The following is a 23779-nucleotide window of genomic DNA, read 5'->3' as shown; positions in this document are numbered from 1 at the left end:
TATTTTTTATACGGTAGTTTTTTTTACCTAAAATTTCAGAGGAACTAAAAAAAAACTTGGAGGTTTTAGGATGAACACAATAATTGAACTATTAAAATTAAGTCCAGTTGGAGTACTGGCAGCACTGATGTTTATGGGTTACGATGCCCTTATAGCAGCTCCAATAGCAACAGTTTATGCAGCACTTGTAGCAGGATTTGTAGAGAAGAAAAAAGTAAATGATATAATAGAGGCTGTAATAAATAATGCGAAAGAGATGCAAGTAGCATTCTTTATATTAATGGTGGCATATGCAATGGCAGAGGTATTTATGTCAACAGGAGTTGGGGCTTCAATTATAGATTTAGCACTTAATGTGGGTCTTACAGGAAGAACAGTTGCAGTTGTAGGAATAGCTGTAACATCTGTATTGTCAATAGCAACAGGAACGAGCTGGGGAACATTTGCAGCTTGTGCACCGATATTCTTATGGCTTAATCATATCGTAGGTGGAAATGTGGCTTTAACAGTTGGAGCGATTGCTGGTGGAGCGTGTTTTGGAGACAATATAGGACTTATCTCAGATACAACTATTGTAAGTTCAGGAATTCAGAAAGTTGAAGTTATAAAAAGAATCAGACATCAAGGTTACTGGTCAGGATTAGTTTTAATTTTAGGAATAGCAGCATTTTATATAGCTGGAGTTTCAATGGGATTACCAACAACAACTGGAGATGCAGCTACAGCGATCGGACAAATACCAGAAGAGGTTTGGACAGTTCTAGCTGAAAAAAGAGAGTCAGCAGTGACACTTTTAAACCAAGTTAAAGATGGTGTACCAACTTATATGATAATACCTTTAGTTCTAGTTTTAATTGCAGCTTTCAAAGGGCTAACGACACTACTTTGTTTATTTATAGGGATATTCTCAGCTTATGGATTAGGATTGATAGCTGGAACAGTTGAAAATACTGGAGCATTTTTAGATTTACTTTACTCTGGATTTGAAGGAGCAGGTTCTTGGGTAATTGTAATGATGATGTGGGTTGCAGCTTTCGGTGGAATAATGAAATTGATGGATGCATTTAGACCTCTATCTAATATAGTAGTAAAAGTTTCGAGAAATGTAAGACAACTTATGTTCTGCAATGGATTGCTGTCAATTTTAGGAAACGCAGGGTTAGCTGATGAGATGGCACAAATAGTTACTATGGGACCAATCATTAGAGAGATTGTTGAAAATAACGTAGAAGGGTCAGAAGAGGATTTAGAGACTTTAAGACTTAGAAATGCAACTTTTAGTGACGCTCTAGGAGTGTTTGGTTCTCAACTAATTCCTTGGCATGTTTATATAGGTTTCTATTTAGGAATTGCTCAAGCAGTTTATCCTCTATATAACTTTACAGCTATGGATATTATAAAATATAACTTCTTAGCTCTGATAGCAGTTTCGACTATACTTATTGCAACATTGACAGGGTTAGATAGACTAATACCTAGATTTGGATTACCAAGTGAACCTAAAGTAAGATTAAAAAAAACTTCACAAACTAATTGTGTAGCTGAAGAGATATAAAAATAGAAACTCTCACCTTCTAAAGTGAGGGTTTTTTATTTACAAAAGATTAGAGATATGGTAAAATCTAAAGTAAAATAAAATTTCAGGAGGAATCTCTAAGATGATAGGTATAGGAATAGTAGGACTTCCAAATGTTGGAAAGTCAACTCTTTTTAATGCAATAACAAAAGCTGGAGCAGCAGAAGCGGCAAACTACCCGTTTTGTACAATAGAACCAAATGTTGGAATGGTAACAGTTCCAGATTCAAGATTAGATGAGTTATCAAAAATAATCAATCCTCAAAGAGTTCAAAATGCCACAGTTGAATTCGTAGATATCGCAGGTTTAGTTGAAGGAGCTGCAAAAGGTGAAGGTTTAGGAAATAAATTCCTATCAAATATCAGAACTACAGCTGCAATATGTCAAGTTGTTAGATGTTTTGAAGATGAGAATATCATTCATGTAAGTGGAAGTGTAGATCCGATAAGAGATATCGAAATAATAAATGGAGAGTTAATCTTAGCAGATATGGAAACTATCGAAAAAGCTATAGAGAAACAATCAAAGCTATTCAAAGCTAAAAATAAAGAAGCTATGGCCTTAATGCCAGTTTTAGAAAAGTGTAAAGTACACTTAGATGAATATAAAATGTTAAGAACTTTAGTTTTAACACCAGAAGAGCAAGAGTTAGTAAGAACTTACCAACTTTTAACTCAAAAACCAATGATGTTTGCTGCTAACGTTTCAGAAGATGAGTTAGCAACAGGAAACGAATATGTTGAAAGAGTAAAAGAGTATGCGGCTAACTTAGGAGCGGAAGTTGTTGTTGTTTCTGCAAAAGTTGAATCTGAATTACAAGAGATGGAAGATGAAGATAAGAAGGAGTTCTTAGAAGCTTTAGGAGTAGAAGAACCTGGATTAAACAGACTTATAAGAGCTGGATTTAAATTATTAGGTCTACAAACTTATTTCACAGCAGGAGTTAAAGAAGTAAGAGCATGGACTATAAAAATTGGAGATACAGCACCAAAAGCTGCTGGAGAAATTCATACAGATTTCGAAAGAGGATTCATTAGAGCAAAAGTTGTAGGATATGAAGATTTCATAAAGTATTCTGGATGGAAAGGGGCTCAAGAAGCAGGAGTTCTTAGACTAGAAGGGAAAGAGTACATCGTTAAAGATGGAGACTTAATGGAGTTTTTATTTAACGTATAAAATTATAAAGGGTTGTTAAGAAAAATTACTTGACAACCTTTAAAAAAACTAGTAAAATATTAAGGTATTGTAATTATAAGGAGGATAACATTGATAATCAAGCTTAGTGAAATTATTAATGAATCAGAGGTTACCTTTGATTATGTTGAAAAAACTATGGATTCTATAGATACTCCAGAAGGTGTAACTATTAGAGGAAGAGCTTTTAAGGAAGATAATGGTTATGTAGTTGAAGGATCTTATAGAACAGTACTAAGGTTAGAATGTGTTAGATGTCTTACGGAGATAGAGCCTTTAATCCAAGGAGATTTTAGAGCGGAATATCTAGATCCAAAAGAATATTCTAAATATGCTTCAAGCCTGAAGCCAGAGGAAGAGTTTGGTGATAAACACTTTGAAGAAGCAACGAATAGCGAGATAAGCATCTCTGATCTGGTAAGAGAATATATAATACTTGATTTGTCACAATATGAGGCATGTCTTCCAGAGTGTTCGGATACTTCTGAAGTAGAAAAATACTCAAAAGAGGATGTTGACCCAAGGTGGCAGCAATTATTAGACATAAAATTTTAAATTTTTAAATATGATTGTATTAGGAGGGAAACTAAGATGGCAGTACCTAAGAAGAAAACTTCAAAAGCTAAGAAAAACATGAGAAGATCTCACCACGCATTAACAGGTTCTACTTTAGCAACTTGTGACAAATGTGGATCACCAAGAAGACCACACAGAATTTGTCTTGCATGTGGAGATTACAACGGAAAGCAAGTATTAGCTACAGAAGTAGAGTAATATCTTATAAAAAAAAGCGGGATAGTTAAATCTTGCTTTTTTTTATTTCCTAAAATATGCTATAATAGTTAATAATTATATATAGATTGAGGAGAAATTATGAAAATCGCTTTAGATGCCATGGGTGGAGATTTTGCACCTCTTGAAACAGTTAAGGGAGCAGTTCAAGCTTTGGATGAATTACAAAATTTGACTGTAATTTTAGTTGGAAAAAAAGAAAAGATTGAAGAAGAATTAAAAAAATATACATATGATAAAAATAGAATAGAAATTGTTGATGCGAGAGAAGTTATTGAGATGACAGATGATCCTATGACAGCAGTTAGAACTAAAAAAGATGCTTCTATGAATAGAATGTTAGAGTTAGTTAAATCAGGGGATGCGCAAGCTTCAGTTTCTGCAGGAAATACAGGAGCACTTATTAGTGCTAGTCAACTTAAATTGAGAAGAATAAAAGGCGTTTTAAGGCCAGCTATTACAACGATATTTCCGAGTAAAAAAAGAGATATAGTTTTAATGGATGTAGGAGCTAATGCTGACTGTAGACCAGAGTTTATAAATCAATTTGCAACGATGGGTTCTCTTTATTACGAAGAGATGTTTGGAATAAAAAATCCTAAAGTTGGATTACTTAATATAGGAACAGAAGAGGGTAAAGGTAACGAAATTACAAGAGAGGCTTTTAATCTATTGAAGAGTAATACTGCAGTTAATTTCGCTGGGAATATAGAGAGTAGAGAGATGATGGATGGAGAAGTAGATGTTGTTGTTGCAGATGGGTTTACTGGAAATATGGTATTGAAAACTGCTGAGGGAACAGCTAAATTTATATTCTCTATTTTAAAAGAGGAGATAGGAAAAAGTATTCTAGGAAAAATAGGAGCGCTGTTATTGATGCCTATCCTAAAAAAACTAAAAAGTAAATTGGATTCTTCAGAGTATGGAGGAGCACTATTTTTAGGTATCAATGGGATATCTATAAAAGCTCATGGAAATTCATCAGCAAAAGGTATAAAAAATGCTTTAAAAGTTGCCAATAAGTTTGCAGAAGACAAATTTATAGATAGATTGACAGAGGTTATGAAAGTAAGTGAAGGAGGAAACAATGAAGCTTAAAAATGTAGGTATAATAGGATTAGGAACTTATGTTCCGGAAAATGTGATGACAAATTTTGATTTTGAAAAAATTATAGATACGACAGATGAGTGGATTAGAACTAGAACTGGAATAGAGGAAAGAAGGTTTGCTAGTGAGACTCAAGCAACTTCAGATTTAGGAGCAGAAGCGGCAAAAGTAGCTTTAGTAAAAGCTGGAGTTTCTGTAGAAGATATAGATATGATAATTTTAGCAACAACAACACCTGATTATCCAATTCAAAGTACGGCTTGTGTTGTTCAAGAGTTAATAGGAGCTGTAAATGCAGCAGCAGTTGATATAAATGCAGCTTGTAGCGGATTTGTGTATGCTTTAACTATGGCTAAAGCTTTAATATCATCTGGAATGAATAAAAAAGTTTTAGTTATAGGAGCAGAAGTTCTTTCTAAGTGTGTAGATATGCAAGATAGAAATACTTGTGTACTATTTGGTGATGGAGCAGCAGCGGCAGTTGTAGCAGAAGTAGAGGATGGATATGGAATGATATCACAATTCTTAGGAGCGGAAGCGGATGTGAAAGGTGCTTTAAGAACTCCAGCTGGAGGAACTAGAAAACCTTTAAGCCAAGAAGTTTTAGAAGAGAGATCAAACTTCCTGCAAATGAAAGGGCAAGATGTATTTAAATTTGCAGTTAAAGCGTTACCAAAAGCAACTTTAGAAGCTTTAGAGATGGCAGGGTTAACTCCAAAAGACGTAGATATGGTATTCCCACACCAAGCTAACAGTAGAATAATAGAAGCGGCATCAAAGAGATTAGAGATTCCGATGGATAAGTTCTATTTAAACTTAAATAAATATGGAAATACATCATCTGCATCAATTGGATTAGCTTTAGGAGAGGCTTTAGAAAAAGGACTTGTGAAAAAAGGTGATACGATAGCTTTAACAGGGTTTGGAGCAGGATTAACATATGCTTCAATGATATTAAAATGGTCTTACTAAATTTAAAATTGACATAAGAAAAAGAATATGGTATATTAAAAAAACATGTGTTATTTATAAAAAAAGGAGTTAATATGAGTAAAATAGCTTTTGTTTTTCCAGGACAAGGAACACAATATGTTGGAATGGGAAAAGAACTTTATGAGAATAACGATTTAGCTAAAAATGAGTTTGATAAAATATTTTCGAGCTTAGATTTCGATTTAAAAAAAGTTATGTTTGAAGGTAGTGAAGAGGAGTTAAAAGATACTAAAAATACTCAACCAGCTATCGTTGCAATGAGCTTAGTTTTAGAGAAGTTATTAAGAGAAAAAGGAGTTGTACCAAACTTTGTAGCAGGACACTCTGTAGGAGAGTATGCAGCTGTAGGATCAGCTGGATTTTTATCTATGGAGGATGCAGTGAAATTAACCTCTTTAAGAGGAGCAGCTATGAGTAAAGTATCAGCTGAGGTAGCTGGAACTATGGCAGCGATATTAGGTCTTGATTCAAATGTAATAGTTGAGACATTAAAAGGTGTAGATGGAGTTGTTGAAGCAGTAAACTTTAATGAGCCTAAACAAACTGTAATAGCTGGAGAGAAGGAAGCGATAGCTAACGCTTGTATAGTATTAAAGGAAGCAGGAGCAAGAAGAGCTATGGAATTAGCTGTTTCAGGACCGTTCCACTCAAGCTTAATGCAACCAGCAGGAGAGATTTTAAAAGAAGCTTTAGAAACATTTGAGTTTAAAAATTCAGAGATATCTTTAATAGCTAATACAACTGCTAAAGAGATAACATCAGTAGAAGATTTAAAAGATGAGCTATATAGACAAAGCTTTGGACCAGTTAAATGGGTAGATACAATTACAGCGTTAAAAGCTGCAGGAGTAACTAGAATATATGAGATTGGACCAGGAAAAGTACTTAATGGTTTAATTAAAAAAATAGATAAAGAGATCGAAGTGATCAATATTGAAAAGCTTTCAGATTTAGTGTAATCTAAAAGATGATAAAACTTGAAAAAATATATTAAATTTGCTAATATATTAATATAAATAATAAAAAAATTAGGAGGAAAACATATGTTAGATAAAATAGTAGAAATAGTTGTAGAGCAATTAGGTGTAGAGGCTGATCAAGTAACTTTAGAGGCGAACTTCGTAGAAGATTTAGGAGCAGATTCTTTAGATACAGTTGAGTTAATCATGGCTTTCGAAGAAGAGTTCGACGTAGAAATCCCTGATACAGATGCAGAAAAAATTAAAACTGTACAAGATGTTGTAAACTACATCGAAGCAAATAAGTAAGATAAATTTAAAGGGGTATGAAAGTACCCCTTTAGTTATATTTTTTGGAAAAATAACAAAGAGGTGGATAGGATAATGAGAAGAGTAGTTGTAACAGGAGTTGGTTTAATAACTTCACTAGGAACTGGAACGGAAAAATCTTGGGATGCTATAAAAGCTGGTAAATGTGGAATAAATGAGATTAAATCTTTCGATACAACAGAGAGTGCTGTTAAAATAGCAGGGGAAGTTACTGATTTTGATCCGACTCAGTTTGGAATTGAAAAGAAAGAAGTAAAAAAATTAGCAAGAAATACTCAGTTTGCTATTGCCGCTACAAAAATGGCATTAGAGGACTCGGGTCTTGTTATAGATGAAAATAACGCAACTAAGGTTGGAACAATTGTATCGTCAGGAATCGGAGGAATAGAAGTTTTCGAAGAGCAATTTGGAACAATGTTAGAAAAAGGAACTAGAAGAATATCTCCATTTACAATTCCAGCAATGATTAATAACATGGCTTCAGGAAATGTAGGTATATACTTTGGTGCTAAAGGACCAAATAAAGCTGTAGTAACAGCATGTGCTGCTGGAACTCATTCAATAGGGGATTCTTTTGAAATGATAAAATCTGGAAAAACAGATGCTATGATAACAGGAGGAACAGAAGCTTGTATAACAAAGTTTGCTATAAATGCATTCGCAAATATGAAGGCTTTATCAACAAGAAATGATGATCCTCAAAAAGCTTCAAGACCGTTTACAGCTGATAGAGATGGATTTGTAATGGGAGAGGGAGCAGGAATTCTTATTTTAGAAGAGCTAGAATCAGCAAAAGCTAGAGGAGCAAAAATCTATGCTGAAGTTGTAGGATATGGAGAAACTTGTGATGCGTACCATATAACATCACCATCTGAAGGTGGAGAGGGAGCAGTAAGAGCTTTCGTAATGGCTATGAATCAAGGAGATATAAAACCAGAAGAGGTTGGATATATCAATGCACATGGAACATCAACACCAGCAAACGATAGAAATGAAACTGCAGCTATAAAGGGTGCATTTGGTGATGCAGCTTATACTATGAACATATCTTCAACAAAAGGAGCTACAGGACATGGTTTAGGAGCAGCAGGTGGAATTGAAGGAGTTATATTGGCTTTATCAATCGCTGAAGGTGTAGTACCTCCAACAATAAACCAAGATAATCCAGATCCAGCTTTAGATTTAAACTATACTCCAAATGAGATGGTAAAAAGAGATATCGAAGTTGGAATGTCAAGTTCATTAGGATTTGGTGGACATAACGCTGTAATAGCGATGAGAAAATATAAGTAGTAAAAGGGAGAGAGATAAGTGAAAAGATCATATCTAGAATTAGAAGATAAAATAGGATATACCTTTAAAAATAAGGACCTATTAAAAAATGCACTTATCCATAGATCTTTCGGAAATGAACACGCTAAATATAGAAAATTAAACAATGAAAGACTAGAACTGCTTGGTGATGCAGTTCTAGATCTTATTGTTACAGAGCATTTATACAAAACGTATCCAAATGCTTTAGAGGGAGATTTAGCAAAACTGAAGGCTATGGTAGTAAGTGAACCTGTATTAGCAAAAATATCTAAAACACTTGATTTTGGGCAATATTTAATGCTAAGTAAAGGTGAAGAATTAACTGGTGGAAGAGAAAGAAACTCAATATTAGGAGATGTATTTGAAGCGATATTAGGAGCTGTATATTTAGATTCAGATTTCGTAACAACAAAAGATATAGCGATGAAATATTTAAGACATCCGATTGAGCATGTAAATGAAAATGAAGATATTTTAGATTTTAAAACAATATTACAAGAATATAGTCAAAAAGAGTATAAAATTATACCGACATATCAAGTTGTAAGTGAAGCTGGACCAGATCATTTAAAAGTTTTTGAGGTTGTTGCAATTATAAAAGATGATTTAAAAGGATATGGAAAAGGAAAAAATAAAAAAAGTGCCGAGCAATCTGCAGCAAAAGATATCTGCAAAAAGTTAGGGGTAAAACTTTATGAAACACTATAATATCCCAATTTTTATAAGTCATTTTGGATGTCCAAATGATTGTGTTTTTTGTAATCAGAAGAAAATAAATGGTAGAGAAACAGATGTAACTACAGATGATATAAAAAATATAATTGAAACATACTTAAAAACTCTTCCAAAAAAATCCAAGAAAGAGGTGGCTTTTTTTGGTGGAACTTTTACAGGAATTTCTATAAAATTACAAGAAGAATATCTATCTGTAGTTTATGAATATATAAAAAGTGGATTAGTTGATGGAATTAGGCTATCAACTAGACCAGATTATATAGATGAAGAGATAGTTACGATGCTGAAAAAATATGGAGTTACAACTGTAGAGTTAGGAGTTCAGTCTTTAGATGAAAATGTGTTGAAACAAACACATAGATTTTATCCTATGGAGAAAGTTTTTATTGCTTCAAAACTTATACAAGATGCAGGGATAGAATTAGGAATTCAGTTGATGTTAGGATTGCCAGGGTCAACAGATGAGAGTGACTATTTAAGTGCCGTAAAAACTGTGGGATTAAAACCGGATATAGCAAGAATATACCCAACTTTAGTTATAAAAGAAACAGAGATGGCAGATATGTTTAAGCAAGGAACATATGCACCTTTAACTTTAGATGAAGCAGTTAAAAGATGTAAAAAGATATATTCGCTTTTAGATTATAATAATATAAATATTGTTAGAGTTGGATTACAACCAACAGATGATTTAAATGACGACGAAAATGTTTTAGGGGGACCTTTCCATCCAGCTTTTAGAGAGCTTGTGGTTGGAGAGATATATTATGATTTTCTAAATAATATATTGGAAAATGAAAAAAAATTAGAGATAGAAACTAATGAAAGGAATGTTTCCAGAATTGTTGGTATAAATAAGGTCAATAAAGAGAAGTTAGGAAAAGATTTTAAAATTAAAATAGACAATACATTAGAGGTAGATACAATCAAAGTAAATGAAACGATTTACCCGTGGAAACAGGTTCTTAGGGGAGAGATAGATGAACCAAGTAGTAATAAATACCAATAGATTTAAAACAAGAGCAGCAGTTTTAGAAAACGGCAAAGTTATGGAAGTTCACATCGAAAGAGAAGGCGAAGGAACTTTAAATGGAAATATCTATAAAGGGAAAGTAGCTAACGTTCTTCCTGGAATGGAATCAGCTTTTGTTAATATTGGATTAGAGAAAAATGGATTTTTATATGTTAAGGATTTGAGGGATTTTGAAGAGAAGTATTTAACGGGGATAGTGAATAGTGTTAAACCAATTGAAGAGTTATTGAATGTCGGAGATGAAGTTGTAGTTCAAGTGCTAAGTGATCCTAGAGGAAGCAAAGGAGCTAGAGTAACAACTCACTATACAATCCCAGGGAAATTTTTGGTTTTAATGCCAAATAATAATCATATAGCTATTTCTAAAAAGATAAAGGACGAAGTTGAAAGAGAACGATTGGAGAAGCTATTTTCTGAAATAGTTCCTGAAGGTATGGGGGTTATTATAAGAACCGCTGCTGAGGGAAAAAGTATCTATCATTTTGAAAAAGAGTTACAATATCTAATTAAGAAATGGGAAGAGATAGAGGTTAAAATAAAAGCCGCAAGAACCGGTGAACTTTTATATAAAGATAACGGTATTGTGAGTAAGGTTTTAAGAGATATTATAGGTAATGATATAGATGAGATAGTTGTGGATAATGAAGAGGTCTACTGGGAAATTATCGATTATGTAAGAGCTTTTAGTGAAGGTATTCCAAAGATGAAGATTAAACTTTATACTGAGAAAGAGGAGATTTTCTATAAGTACGGTATTCAAAAAGAAGTGGAGAAATCTTTAGAGGTTACAACGAATCTAGAGTGTGGTGGTTCTATAGTTATAGAAAAAACAGAAGCTTTAGTGAGTATAGATGTAAACACTGGAAAAAATATTGGAAGTATGAATCTAGAAGAAACTGTAGTTAAAACAAATATAGAGGCTGCAGAAGAAATTGCAAGGCAGCTTCGTATAAGAAACTTGAGTGGAATAATAATAATAGATTTCATAGATATGAAAGTTGAAGAGGACAAGGTAAAAGTTTTAAAAGTTTTAGAGGAGAACTTAGCTAAAGATAGAGTTAAAACAAATATAATTCATTTTACAGACTTAGGGTTAGTAGAGATGACAAGAAAAAGATTAGGTAAACCACTATCTTATTATTTCCAAGATGAGTGTCCTGTTTGTAAAGGAACTGGAAAAATAAAGGGAAGTAGAGCGATTGTTGAAAGCATAATAAAAGAACTTAAAGATATTGTAAATGAAAAAGATATAAAAAAAGTTAAAATTCTGACTAAAGAAAGTGTGAAAGAGAAAATAGAGGAAATCTACTTAGACTTTATAAAAGCTCTTTTACAAAAATCAGGGAAAAAAATAGAAATAAGTACTAAAAATAGAGATTTTTTAAAAGATTATGAGATTATATTAGAAAGTTAGGTGCAAAAATGAAATTGGCTTTATATTCAGGAACGTTCGATCCAATAACAAAAGGACATTCAGAGATAATAAAAAGAGCAAGTAAGATGTGTGATAAATTGATTGTAGCTGTATTAAACAACAGTGCTAAAAAAACTATGTTTACCTTAGAAGAACGGAAAGATATGGTTTGTGAAGTATTGAAAGATATAGAAAATGTAGAAGTTGTAGAACATAGTGGACTTTTAGCTACTTATATGAAGGATATAGGGTGTAACTATATAGTTAGAGGTCTTAGAGCTGTAACAGATTATGAATATGAATTATCACTTGCTTATGGAAATTATGATATATCAAATAAAGAGATAGAGACAATTTTCATACCAGCTTCTAAAGAGTATCTATATGTTAGTTCATCTATTGTTAGAGAATTGGCTTTATATGATGGGAAGTTAGATAATTACTTAGATGAATATGTAATTGAGAGGATAAAAAAAAGGGTTAAGGAGTAGTACAGTTATGGCAAAGGCAAAAAGTTTTTATATTTGTAGTGAATGTGGGTATAAAACCATAAAATGGATGGGAAAATGTGATGGTTGTGGAGAATGGGGAACTTTTGATGAAGAGATAGAGGTATCACCAGTCGCAGCTAAAAGTATAAAATCATCAGCTAGTTCACTTCAAAATATTCAAGATAAAGTTGTATCCTTTGCCAATGTTCAAATAGAAAAAAACTTTAGATATAAAACAAAAATATCTGAATTTGATAGAATATTGGGTGGAGGACTTGTAAAAGGAGAGGTTGTTTTAATCACTGGAAATCCAGGGATTGGGAAATCGACACTTTTGCTTCAGACAGCTAAAGAGTATACAGAATATGGGGATGTTTTATATGTCTCTGGAGAGGAGTCTCCTGCTCAAATAAAATCAAGAGGAGAGAGATTAGGAATATATTCTGAAAATCTATATTTGATGTCAGAAACAGATATTCAAAGTATATATGAATATGTTATTACAAAAAAACCTAAAATAGTTATTGTTGATTCTATACAAACACTGTATAATTCAGAAGTGGACTCTATTCCAGGAACACCAACTCAGATAAGAGAGTGTACTTTGAAAATAGTAGAGTTAGCGAAAAAAAATGAGGTATCATTTTTTATAGTTGGACATATAACAAAAGATGGAAAAGTAGCTGGACCAAAGTTATTAGAACATATGGTTGATGCCGTTTTTCATTTTGAAGGAGAAGAAGGGCTGTTTTATAGAATTTTAAGAAGTCTAAAAAATAGATTTGGTTCAACGAATGAGTTGGCAGTTTTTAGTATGGAAGATACAGGTATACATGAAGTGAAAAATTCTTCAGAGTTTTTCTTGAGTGAAAGAGATGAGAAAAATATAGGAAGTATGGTAGTTCCAGTATTAGAAGGAACTAAAGTATTTTTATTAGAGATACAAACTTTATTAACAGATTGCACAATAGGAATACCTAAAAGGATTGTTCAAGGATTTGATAGAAATAGAATGCAAATCTTGACAGCAATTGCTGAAAAAAGAATGGGATTGAATCTAGGAATGAAAGATCTTTTTATAAATATTCCAGGTGGACTTTCAATCAACGATCCAGCAGCAGATTTGGCAGCATTAATCTCAATAGTTTCTTTATATAGAAATGTTGCGATAAGTCAAAAAATAGCGGCGATAGGTGAATTGGGGTTGAGAGGAGAGATTAGAAAAGCCTTTTTTATTGACAAGAGATTGAGAGAACTAGAGAAGTTAGGATTCAAAGGTGTTTATGTACCTGAAGCTAATAGAAAAGAGATTGAAAAAAATAGTTATAAATTAAAAATAATATATTTAAAAAATTTAGAAGAATTTTTAGAGAGGATGAGTAAAGATGAATAACCCAGAATTCTTAGAGATTCTTTCTCTGTTGGCTCCAGGGACAAAGTTAAGAGAGGGGATATACAATGTTTTAGATGGTGAGATGGGAGCACTTATAGTTGTTGGCTTAGATCCAGAGGTTCAAAAAATAATGGACGGTGGTTTTGAAATAAATTGTGAATATACACCTGAAAAGTTATTTGAACTATGTAAGATGGATGGAGCAATAATATTAGACTCTGATATCACAAAAATACATTCGGCTAATGTTCATTTACAGCCAAGTATGAGATTTTCAACCAATGAGAGCGGAACAAGACATAGAACAGCTCAAAGGGTAGCTAAACAAACAGATAAGCTTGTTATTGCAGTATCAGAAAGAAAGAAAGTTGTTACGATTTATAAAGGTGAAATGAAGCATAGACTTAGAAGTACAACTGATCTTATGGGTGAAGCTTCACAAGGGTTAAATACTTTAGAGCGTTACAGATTTGTTTTGGATAAGGCCTTAGGAAACTTAACTATTCTTGAATTAGATGATTTAGTAACTCTTTATGAGGTAACTGTTGTTCTTCAAAGATTTGAAAAAGTTACAAGAATATTCCATGAGATGAATAACTATATGACAGAATTAGGTGTGGATGGAAGACTTGTTAAGCTTCATTTAAATGATTTGATTCAGGATATAGAAAGTGAAAAAGAGGACTTCTTAAGAGATTACTGGAATTATTCAAATGATGCATTCAATCTAGAAGAGATAACAGATAGATTGTCTAAGCTAACAGATGATGAGTTGAAAGAGCTTGAAAAATTATCAGCAGTTTTAGATTATGGAAAAACATACTCTACTTTAGGAAATAGAGTTACACCTAAAGGATACAGAATTTTAGATAAGATAACTAAATTGACAAAGAGAGATATTGAGAAGATTGTAAATAACCATGGAAATCTTTCTAAAATTCAAGAAGCTTCTACGGAAGAGTTGTTAGAGATTAAAGGTATTAGTAAATTTAAAATAAAAGCAATTCAAACAGGACTGAAAAGATTGAAGGTAACTGTGGAGCTTGAGAAATAAAATCTACTTGAAAAAAGTAGATTTTTTTTTATTTATATGATAATATCCTTTTATAGGGGTATACCCTATAAAAGGATATTACAGGAGGAGTTCAATGGAAGAAAATTGTCCAAATAAATTGTGCGGAGACAAAAAGAAAATGATAGCTAGAGCTAATAGAATAGAGGGGCAAATAAGAGGAATAAAAAGAATGATTGAAGAGGATAATTATTGTGACGATGTTCTTAATCAAATCTCTTCAGCTAAAGCTGCTTTAGATGGAATAGCTAAACTTATTTTAGAGGATCATCTGAGAAAATGTGTTGTATCGGGTATAAAAAATAATGATGAGAACAAAGTAATCGATGAATTAATATATACTTTAGGAAAAATGATGAAATAATAGCAAATTTTTCTTTGAAATAGGTTAAGAATGTGTTAAAATCTAGCTAGTATAAAGTTATTTAGGAGGGTATTAATGAGAAAAATAGTTACTTTTGTTATGTCTATGATGTTAGCAATTGGATTATTTGCTGCAAAGCCACTTAGAGTTGGAATTGTTCTTTCTACTGGTGGATTAGGAGACAAGTCGTTTAACGATGCAGCTTACAGAGGTTTAGAGCAAGCAAAAAAAGATTTAGGGATTGAATTTAAATATGTAGAACCAGCTTCACCTGCAGAAGATGAAGAGTTCTTAAGAGAGTATGCAGAAGCTGGATATGATTTAATAATAGCTACTGGATTCCAAATGACAGAATCAGCTAGAACTGTAGCTGCAGATTATCAAGATGTAAACTTCTTAATGATTGATGATGTTGTAGATTTACCAAATGTTAAATCATTAGTTTTCAAAGAGGAAGAGGGATCTTTCCTAGTTGGAGTTATAGCAGGATTAATGACAAAAAATAATGCTGTTGGATTTGTTGGAGGAATGGAAAATCCTTTAATCAAGAAATTCGAAGTAGGATTTAAGCAAGGTGCAGAGTATGTAAGCCCAGGAGTTAAATTCTTCTCTGTTTACACAACAGGACCAAATCCTTTCAATGACCCAGTTAGAGGAAAAGAAAATGCTATTTCTGAAATCAACCAAGGTGCAGATGTAATATATCATGCAGCTGGTGGAACAGGAATGGGAGTTATCGCTGCTGCAAAAGAAAAGGGAGTTTTTGCAATCGGTGTTGACTCAAATCAAGATGGTGTAGAGCCAGGAACAGTTTTAACATCAATGTTAAAAAATGTTGACGTTGGAGTTTATGATACAGTTAAAGCTTTAACAAACGGAGAGTTCGAACCAGGATTAACTGTTTATGGAGCAAAAGAAAATGGAGTTGGAGTAACTGAGTTCGAATTTACAAAAGAGATCATCGGTGCTGAAAAACTTCAAAAGTTTGAAGAGATTAAAGCTAAGTTAATGGCTGGAGAAATTAAAGTTAGCGATAAATAATAAAAGGGGGCTGATCTAATTGATCAGCCTTTTGTTACCTTATACAAAAGGAGTGAAGTGATATGGAAAAATTAGATAGAGTGACACTGATTGTTTTAGATAGTGCTGGAATAGGTGCATTACCAGATGCAAAAGAGTTTGGGGATGAAGGAACAAACACTTTAGCAAATATTGCACTTACAACAGGTGGATTAAATCTTCCAAATATGGAGAGATTAGGATTAGGAAACATAACTGAAATTTTAGGTGTGGATTCTATGAAAAATGCAACAGGAGCTTTTGGAAAAGCTTCTGAATTATCAAAAGGAAAAGATACAACAACAGGGCACTGGGAGATAGCAGGAATAGTTCAAGAGAAAGCATTCCCAACTTACGCAAATGGGTTCCCGAAAGAAACAATTGAAGCTTTTGAAAAAGCTACTGGAAGAAAAGTTTTATGTAATCTTCCATATTCTGGAACAGATGTTTTAGATGTTTATGGAGAAGAGCAATTAGCTTCAGGAGATTGGATCGTTTATACATCTGCTGATCCTGTATTCCAAATAGCTGCAAACGAGGAGTTAATCTCTTTAGATGAGCTTTATGAAGCTTGTAAAAAAGCTTTAGAAATTTGTACTGAGTTATCTCCTGTTGCTAGAGTAATAGCTAGACCTTTTGTAGGAAAAAAAGCTGGAGAGTTTTCAAGAACAGCAAATAGACATGACTATTCAGTTGAACCACCTAAAGAGAGTATGTTAGACAGAATAAAAAATTCGGGATTAGATGTAATCGGAATAGGAAAGACTAGCGATATATTTGCTGGTGTTGGATTAACAAGAAGTAGAGGTACAAATAAAGATAATGTAGATGGGATTTTAAAAACTATAGATGAGCTTAAAAAAGATACTAAAGGATTAATTTTTACAAATCTTGTTGATTTTGATATGAAATTTGGTCATAGAAGAGACCCTAAAGGTTATAAATTAGCGTTAGAGGAATTTGATAACTATCTTCCTGAAATTATAGAAAATTTAAAAGAAAATGAACTTTTAATATTAACAGCTGATCATGGATGTGATCCAACTTATAAAGGAAGCGATCATACGAGAGAGTATATCCCTGTTTTAGTGTATGGTAAAAATATGAAGCAGGATGTAAACTTAGAAATTTTAGAAGGGTTCTCAACTATAGCAGCAACAGTAGAGGAGTTTTTATTGGGTAAAACTGACTTAACAGGAAGTTTTGCTACAAAAATAACAAAATAAAAAAATAATAAAGTAAATTAGGAGGATATGATGAGCGTACATATAGGAGCAAAAAAGGGAGAAATAGCAGAAACGGTATTACTACCAGGAGATCCGCTTAGAGCGAAATGGATAGCAGAAACTTTTTTAGAGGATGTAGTTTGTTATAATGAAGTAAGAGGAATGTATGGATATACAGGAACTTACAAAGGGAAAAGAATATCTGTTCAAGGAACAGGAATGGGAGTTCCTTCAATTTCAATATATGTAAATGAGTTAATTAGAGAGTATGGAGTTAAAAATCTTATAAGAGTTGGAACTGCAGGGTCTTATAGAGAAGATGTAAAAATAAGAGATGTAATTTTAGCTATGTCATCTTCGACAACTTCGGGAATGAATAGACTTAGATTTGGTGGAGCTGACTTTGCACCTACAGCTGATTTTGGATTATTTATGAATGCAGCTTCAGCAGCAGCAAAAAAAGGAATCCCAGTTAAAGGTGGAAATGTTTTAACAGCAGATGAGTTCTATGGAGATAATTTTGAATCTTACAAAAAGTGGGCAGAGTTTGGGGTTTTATGTGTTGAGATGGAAACAGCAGCACTTTATACAATCGCAGCAAAATATAATGCTAAAGCATTAACGATTTTAACAATTTCTGATTCGTTAGTTACAGGAGAGGAAACAACATCTGAAGAGAGACAAACAACTTTAAAAGATATGATAGAAATAGCTTTAGAAAGTGTTTCGGAGTAATCTTATGGTGAAATTATTAGATGAAAAAACTATCTTAGAATATGTTGAGAAAGCTATATTAGCTAGAGAGAAAGCTTACGCACCATATTCAAACTTTAAAGTAGGAGCTGTTTTAGTAGATGAGAATGATGAAGAAACATCAGGGGCAAATATTGAAAATGGTTCATATGGACTTTCTAATTGTGCTGAAAGAAGTGCTATTTTTGCAGCAGCAAGTAAAGGTATGAGAAAAATAAAACTAATCGCAGTAGTAGCAGATACAACAGGGCCAGTAAGTCCTTGTGGTGCATGTAGACAAGTTATAAAAGAGTTTGCAAATGATGATACTATAATTATTCTTGGAAACTTAAAAAGAGATTATAAATTAATGACAATGGAAGAATTATTACCATATGGATTTGAGTTATAAGAATATATAGAGATTTTAATAGGGTGTATATCACCCTATTTTTTTTTGGTGAAATATTGAGTTTGACAAAGCAGCTAGTATATTTTATTATAGAGATATATTGTTTTGTATAAAAGTATGTGAAAAAATAAACTAGGAGGAAAGATATGTCAAGAGAAAATAGCAATTCAGCTTATGCATATAAAATTTTGAAAAGAAATATATTTGAATTAAATTTAAAGCCTGGAAGTGAGTTAAGTGAAAAAGTTATAGGAGAAAAATTAGGAATGAGTAGAACTCCTATAAGAGAAGCTTTGATACTATTAAAGCATGATCAATTGATAGAAAGTATTCCGCAAAAAGGAACATTTGTAACAAAAATTAGTGCTCAAAAAGTCTTAGAGGCTAAAGTTCTTAGAGTAGCTCTTGAAACTGCTGCATTTGAAAGAGTAGTAGAGAATTTAGATGATGAGTTTGTAGAAGATTTAAGAACAAATATAAAAATGCAAAGAGTTTACTGTGAAGGTAATCGTAATTATTTAGAGTTTCATAAGATGGATAATGATTTCCATAAAATGATATTTGAGAAAGCTGAGATTCCAGGATTATGGGAGTTAGCATCAAACGGAACAGGACATTATCAAAGAGTAAGAGTTTTAAATGCAAAAAACAAAACGAGTGATATTTCAGTTGTAGAAGAGCACGAAGAGATTTTGGCAGCTTTAGAAAAAAGAGATATTGATAAACTGAGAGGTATGTTAGAGCATCACTTAGGAAGAACATTATTAAAGTTAAAAAAATTAGAAGCTGAAAATCCAGAATACTTTGAAGTAAAAGAGGAAGTTACAAAAGAGGATACATTTATTTTGTTGAAATAAAAAAATCTAAAAACAGATCATAAAAAAGACTTGACTTTTACAAAAAAAACAGTATACTTTAAAACAAGAAAGCACGAATGAACGGATAAAGAACGAAATGTTTATTTTCAAAAAAGTTGAAAATGAAAATTTTGTTTTAAAGTTTTAAAGTTCTGGGGATAAATAAAGGGAAGGTGAATGGTTTTGGAAAAATTTAGATTAGAGAGTGATTCAATAGGAACATTACAAGTTCCGGTAGATGCTTATTATGGGGTTCAATCATTAAGAGGAAAAAATAATTTCTATATTACGGGGTATAGATTAGGAAATGATTTTATAAAAGCGTTAGCATATGTAAAAAAAGCTTCAGCAATAGCAAATTTAGAAGCTGGAGTTTTAGAGAAAGATGTTGTAGATGCAATAGTAAAAGCATCGGATGAAATTATAGATGGGCAATTCATGGATCAGTTTATAACTGATGTGATACAAGGTGGAGCTGGAACATCTATGAATATGAATATAAATGAAGTTATTGCAAATAGAGCAGGCGAGTTACTTGGGGGAGAGCTAGGAAAGTATGATAAAGTTCATCCAAATGACCATGTTAACTATGGGCAATCAACAAATGATGTAATTCCAACAGCTGGAAAGTTAGCTTTACAGATGATGTCTGAAGAGCTATTAAAAAGCTTAGAGAAATTAAATTCAACGTTGCTAGAGAAAAGTGTAGAGTTTGATGATGTTATAAAAATGGGTAGAACACATTTGCAAGATGCAGTGCCAATAAGATTAGGGCAAGAGTTTAAAGCTTATGCACAACCGGTTGCAAGAGATATAAAAAGAATTAAGATAGCTTTAGAGGATTTAAAAACAGTGAATATGGGGGCAACAGCTGTAGGAACTGGAATAAATGCAGATACAAAATATGTAGAAGATGTTGTTAGAATTTTATCAGAAGTTACAACTGTAGATTTTGTTCAAGCTGATGATTTAGTTGATGGAACAAGAAACTTAGATAGTTTTGTATGGTTATCTTCAGCTTTAAAAGTTACAGCAGTAAATCTATCAAAAATGTGTAATGATTTAAGACTTATGGCTTCAGGACCAAAAACAGGATTAGCAGAGATTAATCTGCCTCAACAACAGCCTGGATCATCAATTATGCCTGGAAAAGTTAATCCAGTTATACCAGAAGTTATGAATCAAGTTTGTTTCCAAATTTTTGGAAACGACCAAACAGTAACTAAAGCAGCAGAAGCTGGACAATTGGAGCTAAATGTATTTGAGCCAGTTTTATTCTTTAATCTATTCCAATCGATTGAGATATTGAAAAATGGAGTAAATACTTTAATTGATAACTGTTTAGTTGGAATAACAGCAAATAAAGAAAGATGTCAACAATTAGTGGATATGAGTGTTGGGACAATAACAGCTTTAAATCCACATATAGGATATAAAAATGCAGCAGATATTGCTAAGACATCTATAAAGACAGGAGTTTCAGTAATCGATCTAATATTAGAAAGAAAGTTATTAACAAAAGAGGAGTTAGATATAATTTTAAATCCATTTGAAATGACAAAACCAGGAATTCCAGGAAAAAGTTTATTAAAAAATAGATAAAATATATAAAAAAAGAGGCTAAATCTTAGCCTCTTTTTTCTACTTTTGGTAAACATCAAGTTTGTTATATGGAATTTCAATTCCTTCTTGATCGAATTTCTTTTTAACAAGTTCTTGTAAATCGAAGAAAACTTCCCAATAGTTTTCTTTTTTTGCCCAAACTCTCATAGTAAAGTCTAGAGAACTTGAGTTGTGTTTGCTAAGTCTAACAAATATATCCTTATCTTGAAGAATAAGTTTGTGCTCTTTTGCAATTTGAGTAAGTAACTCCTTTACCTTATCGATAGATGTGTCATAAGAAACTGAGAATACAGAATCAACTCTTCTTTCGTTGTTAGCACCAGCGTTGATGATAACTTCACCAGAAAGTTTTCCATTAGGAACAACAACAAATTTGTTATCAACAGTATGTAAAACAGTGTATAGGAAAGTTATTCTTTGAACAATCCCTTCGATTCCACAAGTTACAATATAGTCACCTTTAGTGAAGTATCTAGAAGCTAGTATTTGCATTCCACCAGCAAGATCAGATAAACTTCCTTTAAGTGCAAGTCCAATACCGATACCGATTGATCCAAGAAGAGCAATGATAGATGTCATTTCAATTCCTAGGATTTGAATAACATTTAATCCATAGAAGATTATGATTATAATGTTTAAGAATGACTCTAAAAAGTGAATTAGAAGTTCATCTAATTTTTTTAGAGATAAAAATTTGTTAAAAGCTTTCATTAAGAAACCTTTAACCGGTTTGTAAGTAGTCCATAAGATGGCTAAAAAGATTACTTTTTTAATGAAAAGAGGAGCTGATTTAGCTACTGCAGCTGTGAATTCATTAATAAAAGTTGCTAATGTTTGTTCCATTTGGGAAAAACCTCCTTAAAATAAATATTATAAATTAATTTTTTACCACCATTTTTTCTTTTTGAAGAAGATGGCAGTTCCTAAAATTATAAGCCCCATAATAGTTAGAAGAGTGAAATATCCATATTTCCAACTTAATTCAGGTATATATTCGAAATTCATACCATAAAGTCCAGCTAAGAACCCTAACGGAATGAAAATTGTAGAAATCATAGTTAAAACTTTCATAATTTCATTCATTCCAGTACTTATAGTAGAGTGATAAAGTTGTAATAGCTCATTTCCTCTATTGAAAAGAGCATCATTAGATTCATTTGCAATTATGATATGGTCTTGTAAATCTCTTAAGTAGATATCAGTATCTTCACCTAAATATTCTTGGATATCTGAATCTTTAAATTTAGCAGAAACCTCTTTTAATGGTGCTAAGGCTTTTCTAAATTTTAAAAGTTCTTTTTTTAATTCTAGAATTTCATCGAAATCTTTTTTCTTAGGATCAGTAGTAACTTTGCTTTCTAAATCGTCAATTCTCTCTTCAAGATCTTCGATGATTAAAAAATAGTTATCCACGATTCTATCGATTAAAGCATAAGTTAAATAACCCTCTTTTTTATTTCTTAACCTTCCACTGCCTTTTTCAATTCTTCCTCTGATATTATCAAAAACATCAAATGGATTCTCTTGGAAAGTGATTAAAAGATTTGAAAATAATATGAATGAAACTTGTTCATATTCGTATTTATGTTTTTTACTAGCATGCGAAATCATTTTTAATGTAATGAAAATATAATCATCTCTAATTTCTAATTTAGGTCTTTGAGAGTTATTAAGTAAATCCTCTAAAATTAAAGAGTCAATATTAAAAGCTTCTCCTACTTTTTTAATAAGATCAATATTATGGATTCCACCTATATTTAACCAGTTTACATTTGAAGGATGAAGTTCTACTAAAAGATTATCCTTAAAAATGAAACTATTTTTTTTAAAAGATTCATGGTTATATATGTAGTGAGTTATAGGAATCTCTGTTGTTATGTGACGGTCACCAGTATATAAAAGAGTTCCGGGCTGTAGTCCTATTTTTTTGTTCAAAATAATACCTCCTGTACCTATACTATAATAATATATTATATTCAATATATTACTATAACTAAAAGAGAAAAACAATACATAAGTAGAACTTAATTTGAATATTTATAAAAATTGTAAAAAAAACGTAATTTATGTTAGAATGCAATTAGTATATTTTAATAATTTGAGGAGATGTTATGAACTATTTTTTATTTTTGAATCATCCAAAAGGAGAAGAGGTATATAAGGTTAGTGAAGAGAGAGAGGAGATGCTAAGAGAACATTTTACAAGAGTTGATGTCTTAGAAACTATAGTGAGTATGAGAGGAAAAGATTATAAAGCTCTTGTTGACTATAGTTCTTTTTCAAATTTAGCAAACTTTGACTGTTTTAAATGCCAAGATCCTTGTTGTGCAGATAATCCTACTATCTATGAAGAGACAACAAGAAATTTTATTTTAGATAATTTAGAAAAATATAATGAAAAAACAAAAAATATAGATATTTTATTAGAAAATGGATTTGAATTAGCAGATATAATAGAAAGTATAAAAACAGACGAGTGTCTTGTACCTGATGAAGTAGTTGAAAATGAGGTATCACTTTGTAGTTGCTCATTTAAACCTAATAATGAATCAGTGTTATGTTCTTTACATTCGATATGTCTAGAAAATAATTTAGGAGCAAAAGAGATTGTAGAGAAGAAGCCTTTAGTATGCAGCTTGTGGCCAATAGATATAATCTCAGAAGAGGACAATAGTCTATTGTATATAACGGTTCCAGATGATTTTACAACAGGTTTCACAATAGAGGACTATTATGATACACCATGTATAAACAAGGAGTTATCAATGAGTTCTTCATTTAGAAGAAAAAATCCAGAAGGTTTTTTAGAAGAGGATTATGTTCCTTTGGTAATGGCTTATGGAGAAACATTGAAGTATAGCTTAGGTGAAAAATTTTATTTAGATATTTTAAAAAAATTAGTTGAAGAAAATCTTGTTTTTCCTGAGGAATTAGAGATAAAAGAAAAACAAATTTTAAAAAAATAAAAAAAGTTATTGACGGAGTTTAAAATTTATGGTACTATAATTTTTGTCAGCGGGAAACGCCGCCGGCAAGAATTATAGAAAAGGACATTAACAACCGAATAGAGAAAATAGTCAGAAGTTATGAAAATAACAGAA

Annotated in this window: 25 protein-coding genes; 23 read left to right on the top strand and 2 right to left on the bottom strand. The window is 32.0% G+C overall.

Going from position 1 to position 23779, the window contains the following annotated elements; translation table 11 throughout:
• Nucleotides 1-79 precede the first annotated feature (79 nt).
• The 22 genes from Q0O83_RS09995 (at nucleotide 80) to Q0O83_RS09890 (ending at nucleotide 20657) form a co-directional block, all read left to right on the top strand.
• The gene (locus Q0O83_RS09995; RefSeq protein ID WP_294096712.1) at nucleotides 80-1555 is read left to right on the top strand and encodes a Na+/H+ antiporter NhaC family protein; all 1476 of its coding nucleotides are present in this window, start codon (nucleotides 80-82) and stop codon (nucleotides 1553-1555) included.
• 103 nt (nucleotides 1556-1658) lie between these two features.
• Complete coding sequence (gene ychF / locus Q0O83_RS09990; protein WP_294096700.1) at nucleotides 1659-2753, top strand: redox-regulated ATPase YchF; 1095 nt, start codon at nucleotides 1659-1661, stop codon at nucleotides 2751-2753.
• Between the two features lie 90 nt (nucleotides 2754-2843).
• Nucleotides 2844-3326 carry a DUF177 domain-containing protein gene (locus tag Q0O83_RS09985; protein WP_294096698.1) on the top strand — a complete coding sequence of 161 codons (483 nt, stop codon included), beginning with the start codon at nucleotides 2844-2846 and terminating at the stop codon, nucleotides 3324-3326.
• A gap of 36 nt (nucleotides 3327-3362) precedes the next feature.
• On the top strand, nucleotides 3363-3545 hold the full coding sequence (gene rpmF, locus Q0O83_RS09980) for a 50S ribosomal protein L32 (protein ID WP_047383983.1): 183 nt from the start codon (nucleotides 3363-3365) through the stop codon (nucleotides 3543-3545).
• A 99-nt stretch (nucleotides 3546-3644) separates the two neighbouring features.
• A complete protein-coding gene (plsX, locus tag Q0O83_RS09975; protein ID WP_294096696.1) occupies nucleotides 3645-4661 on the top strand; it encodes a phosphate acyltransferase PlsX in 1017 nt (338 codons plus the stop codon).
• Complete coding sequence (locus tag Q0O83_RS09970; RefSeq protein ID WP_294096694.1) at nucleotides 4651-5643, top strand: beta-ketoacyl-ACP synthase III; 993 nt, start codon at nucleotides 4651-4653, stop codon at nucleotides 5641-5643. The genes plsX and Q0O83_RS09970 overlap by 11 nt, the downstream gene beginning before the upstream one ends.
• 74 nt (nucleotides 5644-5717) lie before the next feature.
• Nucleotides 5718-6623 carry an ACP S-malonyltransferase gene (fabD, locus tag Q0O83_RS09965; protein WP_294096693.1) on the top strand — a complete coding sequence of 302 codons (906 nt, stop codon included), beginning with the start codon at nucleotides 5718-5720 and terminating at the stop codon, nucleotides 6621-6623.
• A gap of 84 nt (nucleotides 6624-6707) precedes the next feature.
• Nucleotides 6708-6932 carry an acyl carrier protein gene (gene acpP, locus Q0O83_RS09960; RefSeq protein WP_294096692.1) on the top strand — a complete coding sequence of 75 codons (225 nt, stop codon included), beginning with the start codon at nucleotides 6708-6710 and terminating at the stop codon, nucleotides 6930-6932.
• A 75-nt stretch (nucleotides 6933-7007) separates the two neighbouring features.
• On the top strand, nucleotides 7008-8246 hold the full coding sequence (gene fabF / locus Q0O83_RS09955; protein ID WP_294096691.1) for a beta-ketoacyl-ACP synthase II: 1239 nt from the start codon (nucleotides 7008-7010) through the stop codon (nucleotides 8244-8246).
• Nucleotides 8247-8264: 18 nt separating this feature from the next.
• Complete coding sequence (rnc, locus tag Q0O83_RS09950; RefSeq protein ID WP_294096690.1) at nucleotides 8265-8975, top strand: ribonuclease III; 711 nt, start codon at nucleotides 8265-8267, stop codon at nucleotides 8973-8975.
• On the top strand, nucleotides 8962-10011 hold the full coding sequence (locus Q0O83_RS09945; protein ID WP_294096689.1) for a radical SAM protein: 1050 nt from the start codon (nucleotides 8962-8964) through the stop codon (nucleotides 10009-10011). Before rnc ends, Q0O83_RS09945 begins: the two co-directional genes overlap by 14 nt.
• Entirely contained in the window at nucleotides 9983-11449 is a 1467-nt protein-coding gene (locus Q0O83_RS09940; protein ID WP_294096688.1) for an Rne/Rng family ribonuclease, read from the top strand. The genes Q0O83_RS09945 and Q0O83_RS09940 overlap by 29 nt, the downstream gene beginning before the upstream one ends.
• An 8-nt stretch (nucleotides 11450-11457) precedes the next feature.
• Nucleotides 11458-11940 (top strand): pantetheine-phosphate adenylyltransferase, encoded by a 483-nt coding sequence (gene coaD / locus Q0O83_RS09935; protein ID WP_294096687.1) that lies wholly within the window; start codon nucleotides 11458-11460, stop codon nucleotides 11938-11940.
• Between the two features lie 7 nt (nucleotides 11941-11947).
• Entirely contained in the window at nucleotides 11948-13333 is a 1386-nt protein-coding gene (gene radA / locus Q0O83_RS09930) for a DNA repair protein RadA (RefSeq protein WP_294096686.1), read from the top strand.
• Nucleotides 13326-14387 carry a DNA integrity scanning diadenylate cyclase DisA gene (gene disA, locus Q0O83_RS09925; protein WP_294096684.1) on the top strand — a complete coding sequence of 354 codons (1062 nt, stop codon included), beginning with the start codon at nucleotides 13326-13328 and terminating at the stop codon, nucleotides 14385-14387. Before radA ends, disA begins: the two co-directional genes overlap by 8 nt.
• A gap of 94 nt (nucleotides 14388-14481) precedes the next feature.
• Nucleotides 14482-14769 (top strand): metal-sensitive transcriptional regulator, encoded by a 288-nt coding sequence (locus Q0O83_RS09920; protein ID WP_294096682.1) that lies wholly within the window; start codon nucleotides 14482-14484, stop codon nucleotides 14767-14769.
• Between the two features lie 75 nt (nucleotides 14770-14844).
• Nucleotides 14845-15810, top strand: a complete 966-nt coding sequence (locus Q0O83_RS09915; protein ID WP_294096680.1) for a BMP family ABC transporter substrate-binding protein — start codon at nucleotides 14845-14847, stop codon at nucleotides 15808-15810.
• Nucleotides 15811-15872: 62 nt separating this feature from the next.
• Entirely contained in the window at nucleotides 15873-17054 is a 1182-nt protein-coding gene (locus tag Q0O83_RS09910; protein WP_294096678.1) for a phosphopentomutase, read from the top strand.
• A gap of 30 nt (nucleotides 17055-17084) precedes the next feature.
• Nucleotides 17085-17789 (top strand): purine-nucleoside phosphorylase, encoded by a 705-nt coding sequence (deoD, locus tag Q0O83_RS09905; protein WP_294096676.1) that lies wholly within the window; start codon nucleotides 17085-17087, stop codon nucleotides 17787-17789.
• A 4-nt stretch (nucleotides 17790-17793) separates the two neighbouring features.
• Nucleotides 17794-18198, top strand: a complete 405-nt coding sequence (cdd, locus tag Q0O83_RS09900; protein WP_294096674.1) for a cytidine deaminase — start codon at nucleotides 17794-17796, stop codon at nucleotides 18196-18198.
• 146 nt (nucleotides 18199-18344) lie between these two features.
• Entirely contained in the window at nucleotides 18345-19055 is a 711-nt protein-coding gene (locus Q0O83_RS09895; protein WP_294096672.1) for a GntR family transcriptional regulator, read from the top strand.
• 177 nt (nucleotides 19056-19232) lie between these two features.
• Entirely contained in the window at nucleotides 19233-20657 is a 1425-nt protein-coding gene (locus tag Q0O83_RS09890) for an aspartate ammonia-lyase (RefSeq protein ID WP_366515961.1), read from the top strand.
• Nucleotides 20658-20696: 39 nt separating this feature from the next.
• Here the strand turns inward: Q0O83_RS09890 and Q0O83_RS09885 are convergent, their stop codons facing one another.
• Both Q0O83_RS09885 and corA read right to left on the bottom strand, forming a co-directional pair.
• Entirely contained in the window at nucleotides 20697-21521 is an 825-nt protein-coding gene (locus Q0O83_RS09885) for a mechanosensitive ion channel domain-containing protein (protein ID WP_294096668.1), read from the bottom strand.
• 42 nt (nucleotides 21522-21563) lie between these two features.
• On the bottom strand, nucleotides 21564-22613 hold the full coding sequence (gene corA, locus Q0O83_RS09880) for a magnesium/cobalt transporter CorA (protein WP_294096666.1): 1050 nt from the start codon (nucleotides 22611-22613) through the stop codon (nucleotides 21564-21566).
• A 176-nt stretch (nucleotides 22614-22789) separates the two neighbouring features.
• On the opposite strand from corA, the gene Q0O83_RS09875 reads away from it, so the two are divergent.
• Nucleotides 22790-23644, top strand: a complete 855-nt coding sequence (locus Q0O83_RS09875; RefSeq protein WP_294096664.1) for a hypothetical protein — start codon at nucleotides 22790-22792, stop codon at nucleotides 23642-23644.
• The last annotated feature ends 135 nt before the right edge of the window (nucleotides 23645-23779 follow it).

The sequence above is a fragment of the uncultured Cetobacterium sp. genome (assembly GCF_945952365.1).
In the GTDB taxonomy this organism is placed as follows: Bacteria; Fusobacteriota; Fusobacteriia; order Fusobacteriales; family Fusobacteriaceae; genus Cetobacterium_A.
This window is presented reverse-complemented; position numbering and strand designations above follow the sequence as displayed.

Excerpts from the sequence above, each read along its gene's own strand:
- ychF (WP_294096700.1), top strand. The coding sequence starts at position 1,659 with ATGATAGGTATAGGAATAGTAGGACTTCCAAATGTTGGAAAGTCAACT.
- rpmF (WP_047383983.1), top strand. The coding sequence starts at position 3,363 with ATGGCAGTACCTAAGAAGAAAACTTCAAAAGCTAAGAAAAACATGAGA.
- plsX (WP_294096696.1), top strand. The coding sequence starts at position 3,645 with ATGAAAATCGCTTTAGATGCCATGGGTGGAGATTTTGCACCTCTTGAA.
- Q0O83_RS09970 (WP_294096694.1), top strand. The coding sequence starts at position 4,651 with ATGAAGCTTAAAAATGTAGGTATAATAGGATTAGGAACTTATGTTCCG.
- fabD (WP_294096693.1), top strand. The coding sequence starts at position 5,718 with ATGAGTAAAATAGCTTTTGTTTTTCCAGGACAAGGAACACAATATGTT.
- acpP (WP_294096692.1), top strand. The coding sequence starts at position 6,708 with ATGTTAGATAAAATAGTAGAAATAGTTGTAGAGCAATTAGGTGTAGAG.
- fabF (WP_294096691.1), top strand. The coding sequence starts at position 7,008 with ATGAGAAGAGTAGTTGTAACAGGAGTTGGTTTAATAACTTCACTAGGA.
- Q0O83_RS09945 (WP_294096689.1), top strand. The coding sequence starts at position 8,962 with ATGAAACACTATAATATCCCAATTTTTATAAGTCATTTTGGATGTCCA.
- Q0O83_RS09940 (WP_294096688.1), top strand. The coding sequence starts at position 9,983 with ATGAACCAAGTAGTAATAAATACCAATAGATTTAAAACAAGAGCAGCA.
- coaD (WP_294096687.1), top strand. The coding sequence starts at position 11,458 with ATGAAATTGGCTTTATATTCAGGAACGTTCGATCCAATAACAAAAGGA.
- radA (WP_294096686.1), top strand. The coding sequence starts at position 11,948 with ATGGCAAAGGCAAAAAGTTTTTATATTTGTAGTGAATGTGGGTATAAA.
- disA (WP_294096684.1), top strand. The coding sequence starts at position 13,326 with ATGAATAACCCAGAATTCTTAGAGATTCTTTCTCTGTTGGCTCCAGGG.
- Q0O83_RS09920 (WP_294096682.1), top strand. The coding sequence starts at position 14,482 with ATGGAAGAAAATTGTCCAAATAAATTGTGCGGAGACAAAAAGAAAATG.
- Q0O83_RS09915 (WP_294096680.1), top strand. The coding sequence starts at position 14,845 with ATGAGAAAAATAGTTACTTTTGTTATGTCTATGATGTTAGCAATTGGA.
- Q0O83_RS09910 (WP_294096678.1), top strand. The coding sequence starts at position 15,873 with ATGGAAAAATTAGATAGAGTGACACTGATTGTTTTAGATAGTGCTGGA.
- deoD (WP_294096676.1), top strand. The coding sequence starts at position 17,085 with ATGAGCGTACATATAGGAGCAAAAAAGGGAGAAATAGCAGAAACGGTA.
- cdd (WP_294096674.1), top strand. The coding sequence starts at position 17,794 with ATGGTGAAATTATTAGATGAAAAAACTATCTTAGAATATGTTGAGAAA.
- Q0O83_RS09895 (WP_294096672.1), top strand. The coding sequence starts at position 18,345 with ATGTCAAGAGAAAATAGCAATTCAGCTTATGCATATAAAATTTTGAAA.
- Q0O83_RS09890 (WP_366515961.1), top strand. The coding sequence starts at position 19,233 with ATGGTTTTGGAAAAATTTAGATTAGAGAGTGATTCAATAGGAACATTA.
- Q0O83_RS09885 (WP_294096668.1), bottom strand. The coding sequence starts at position 21,521 with ATGGAACAAACATTAGCAACTTTTATTAATGAATTCACAGCTGCAGTA.
- Q0O83_RS09875 (WP_294096664.1), top strand. The coding sequence starts at position 22,790 with ATGAACTATTTTTTATTTTTGAATCATCCAAAAGGAGAAGAGGTATAT.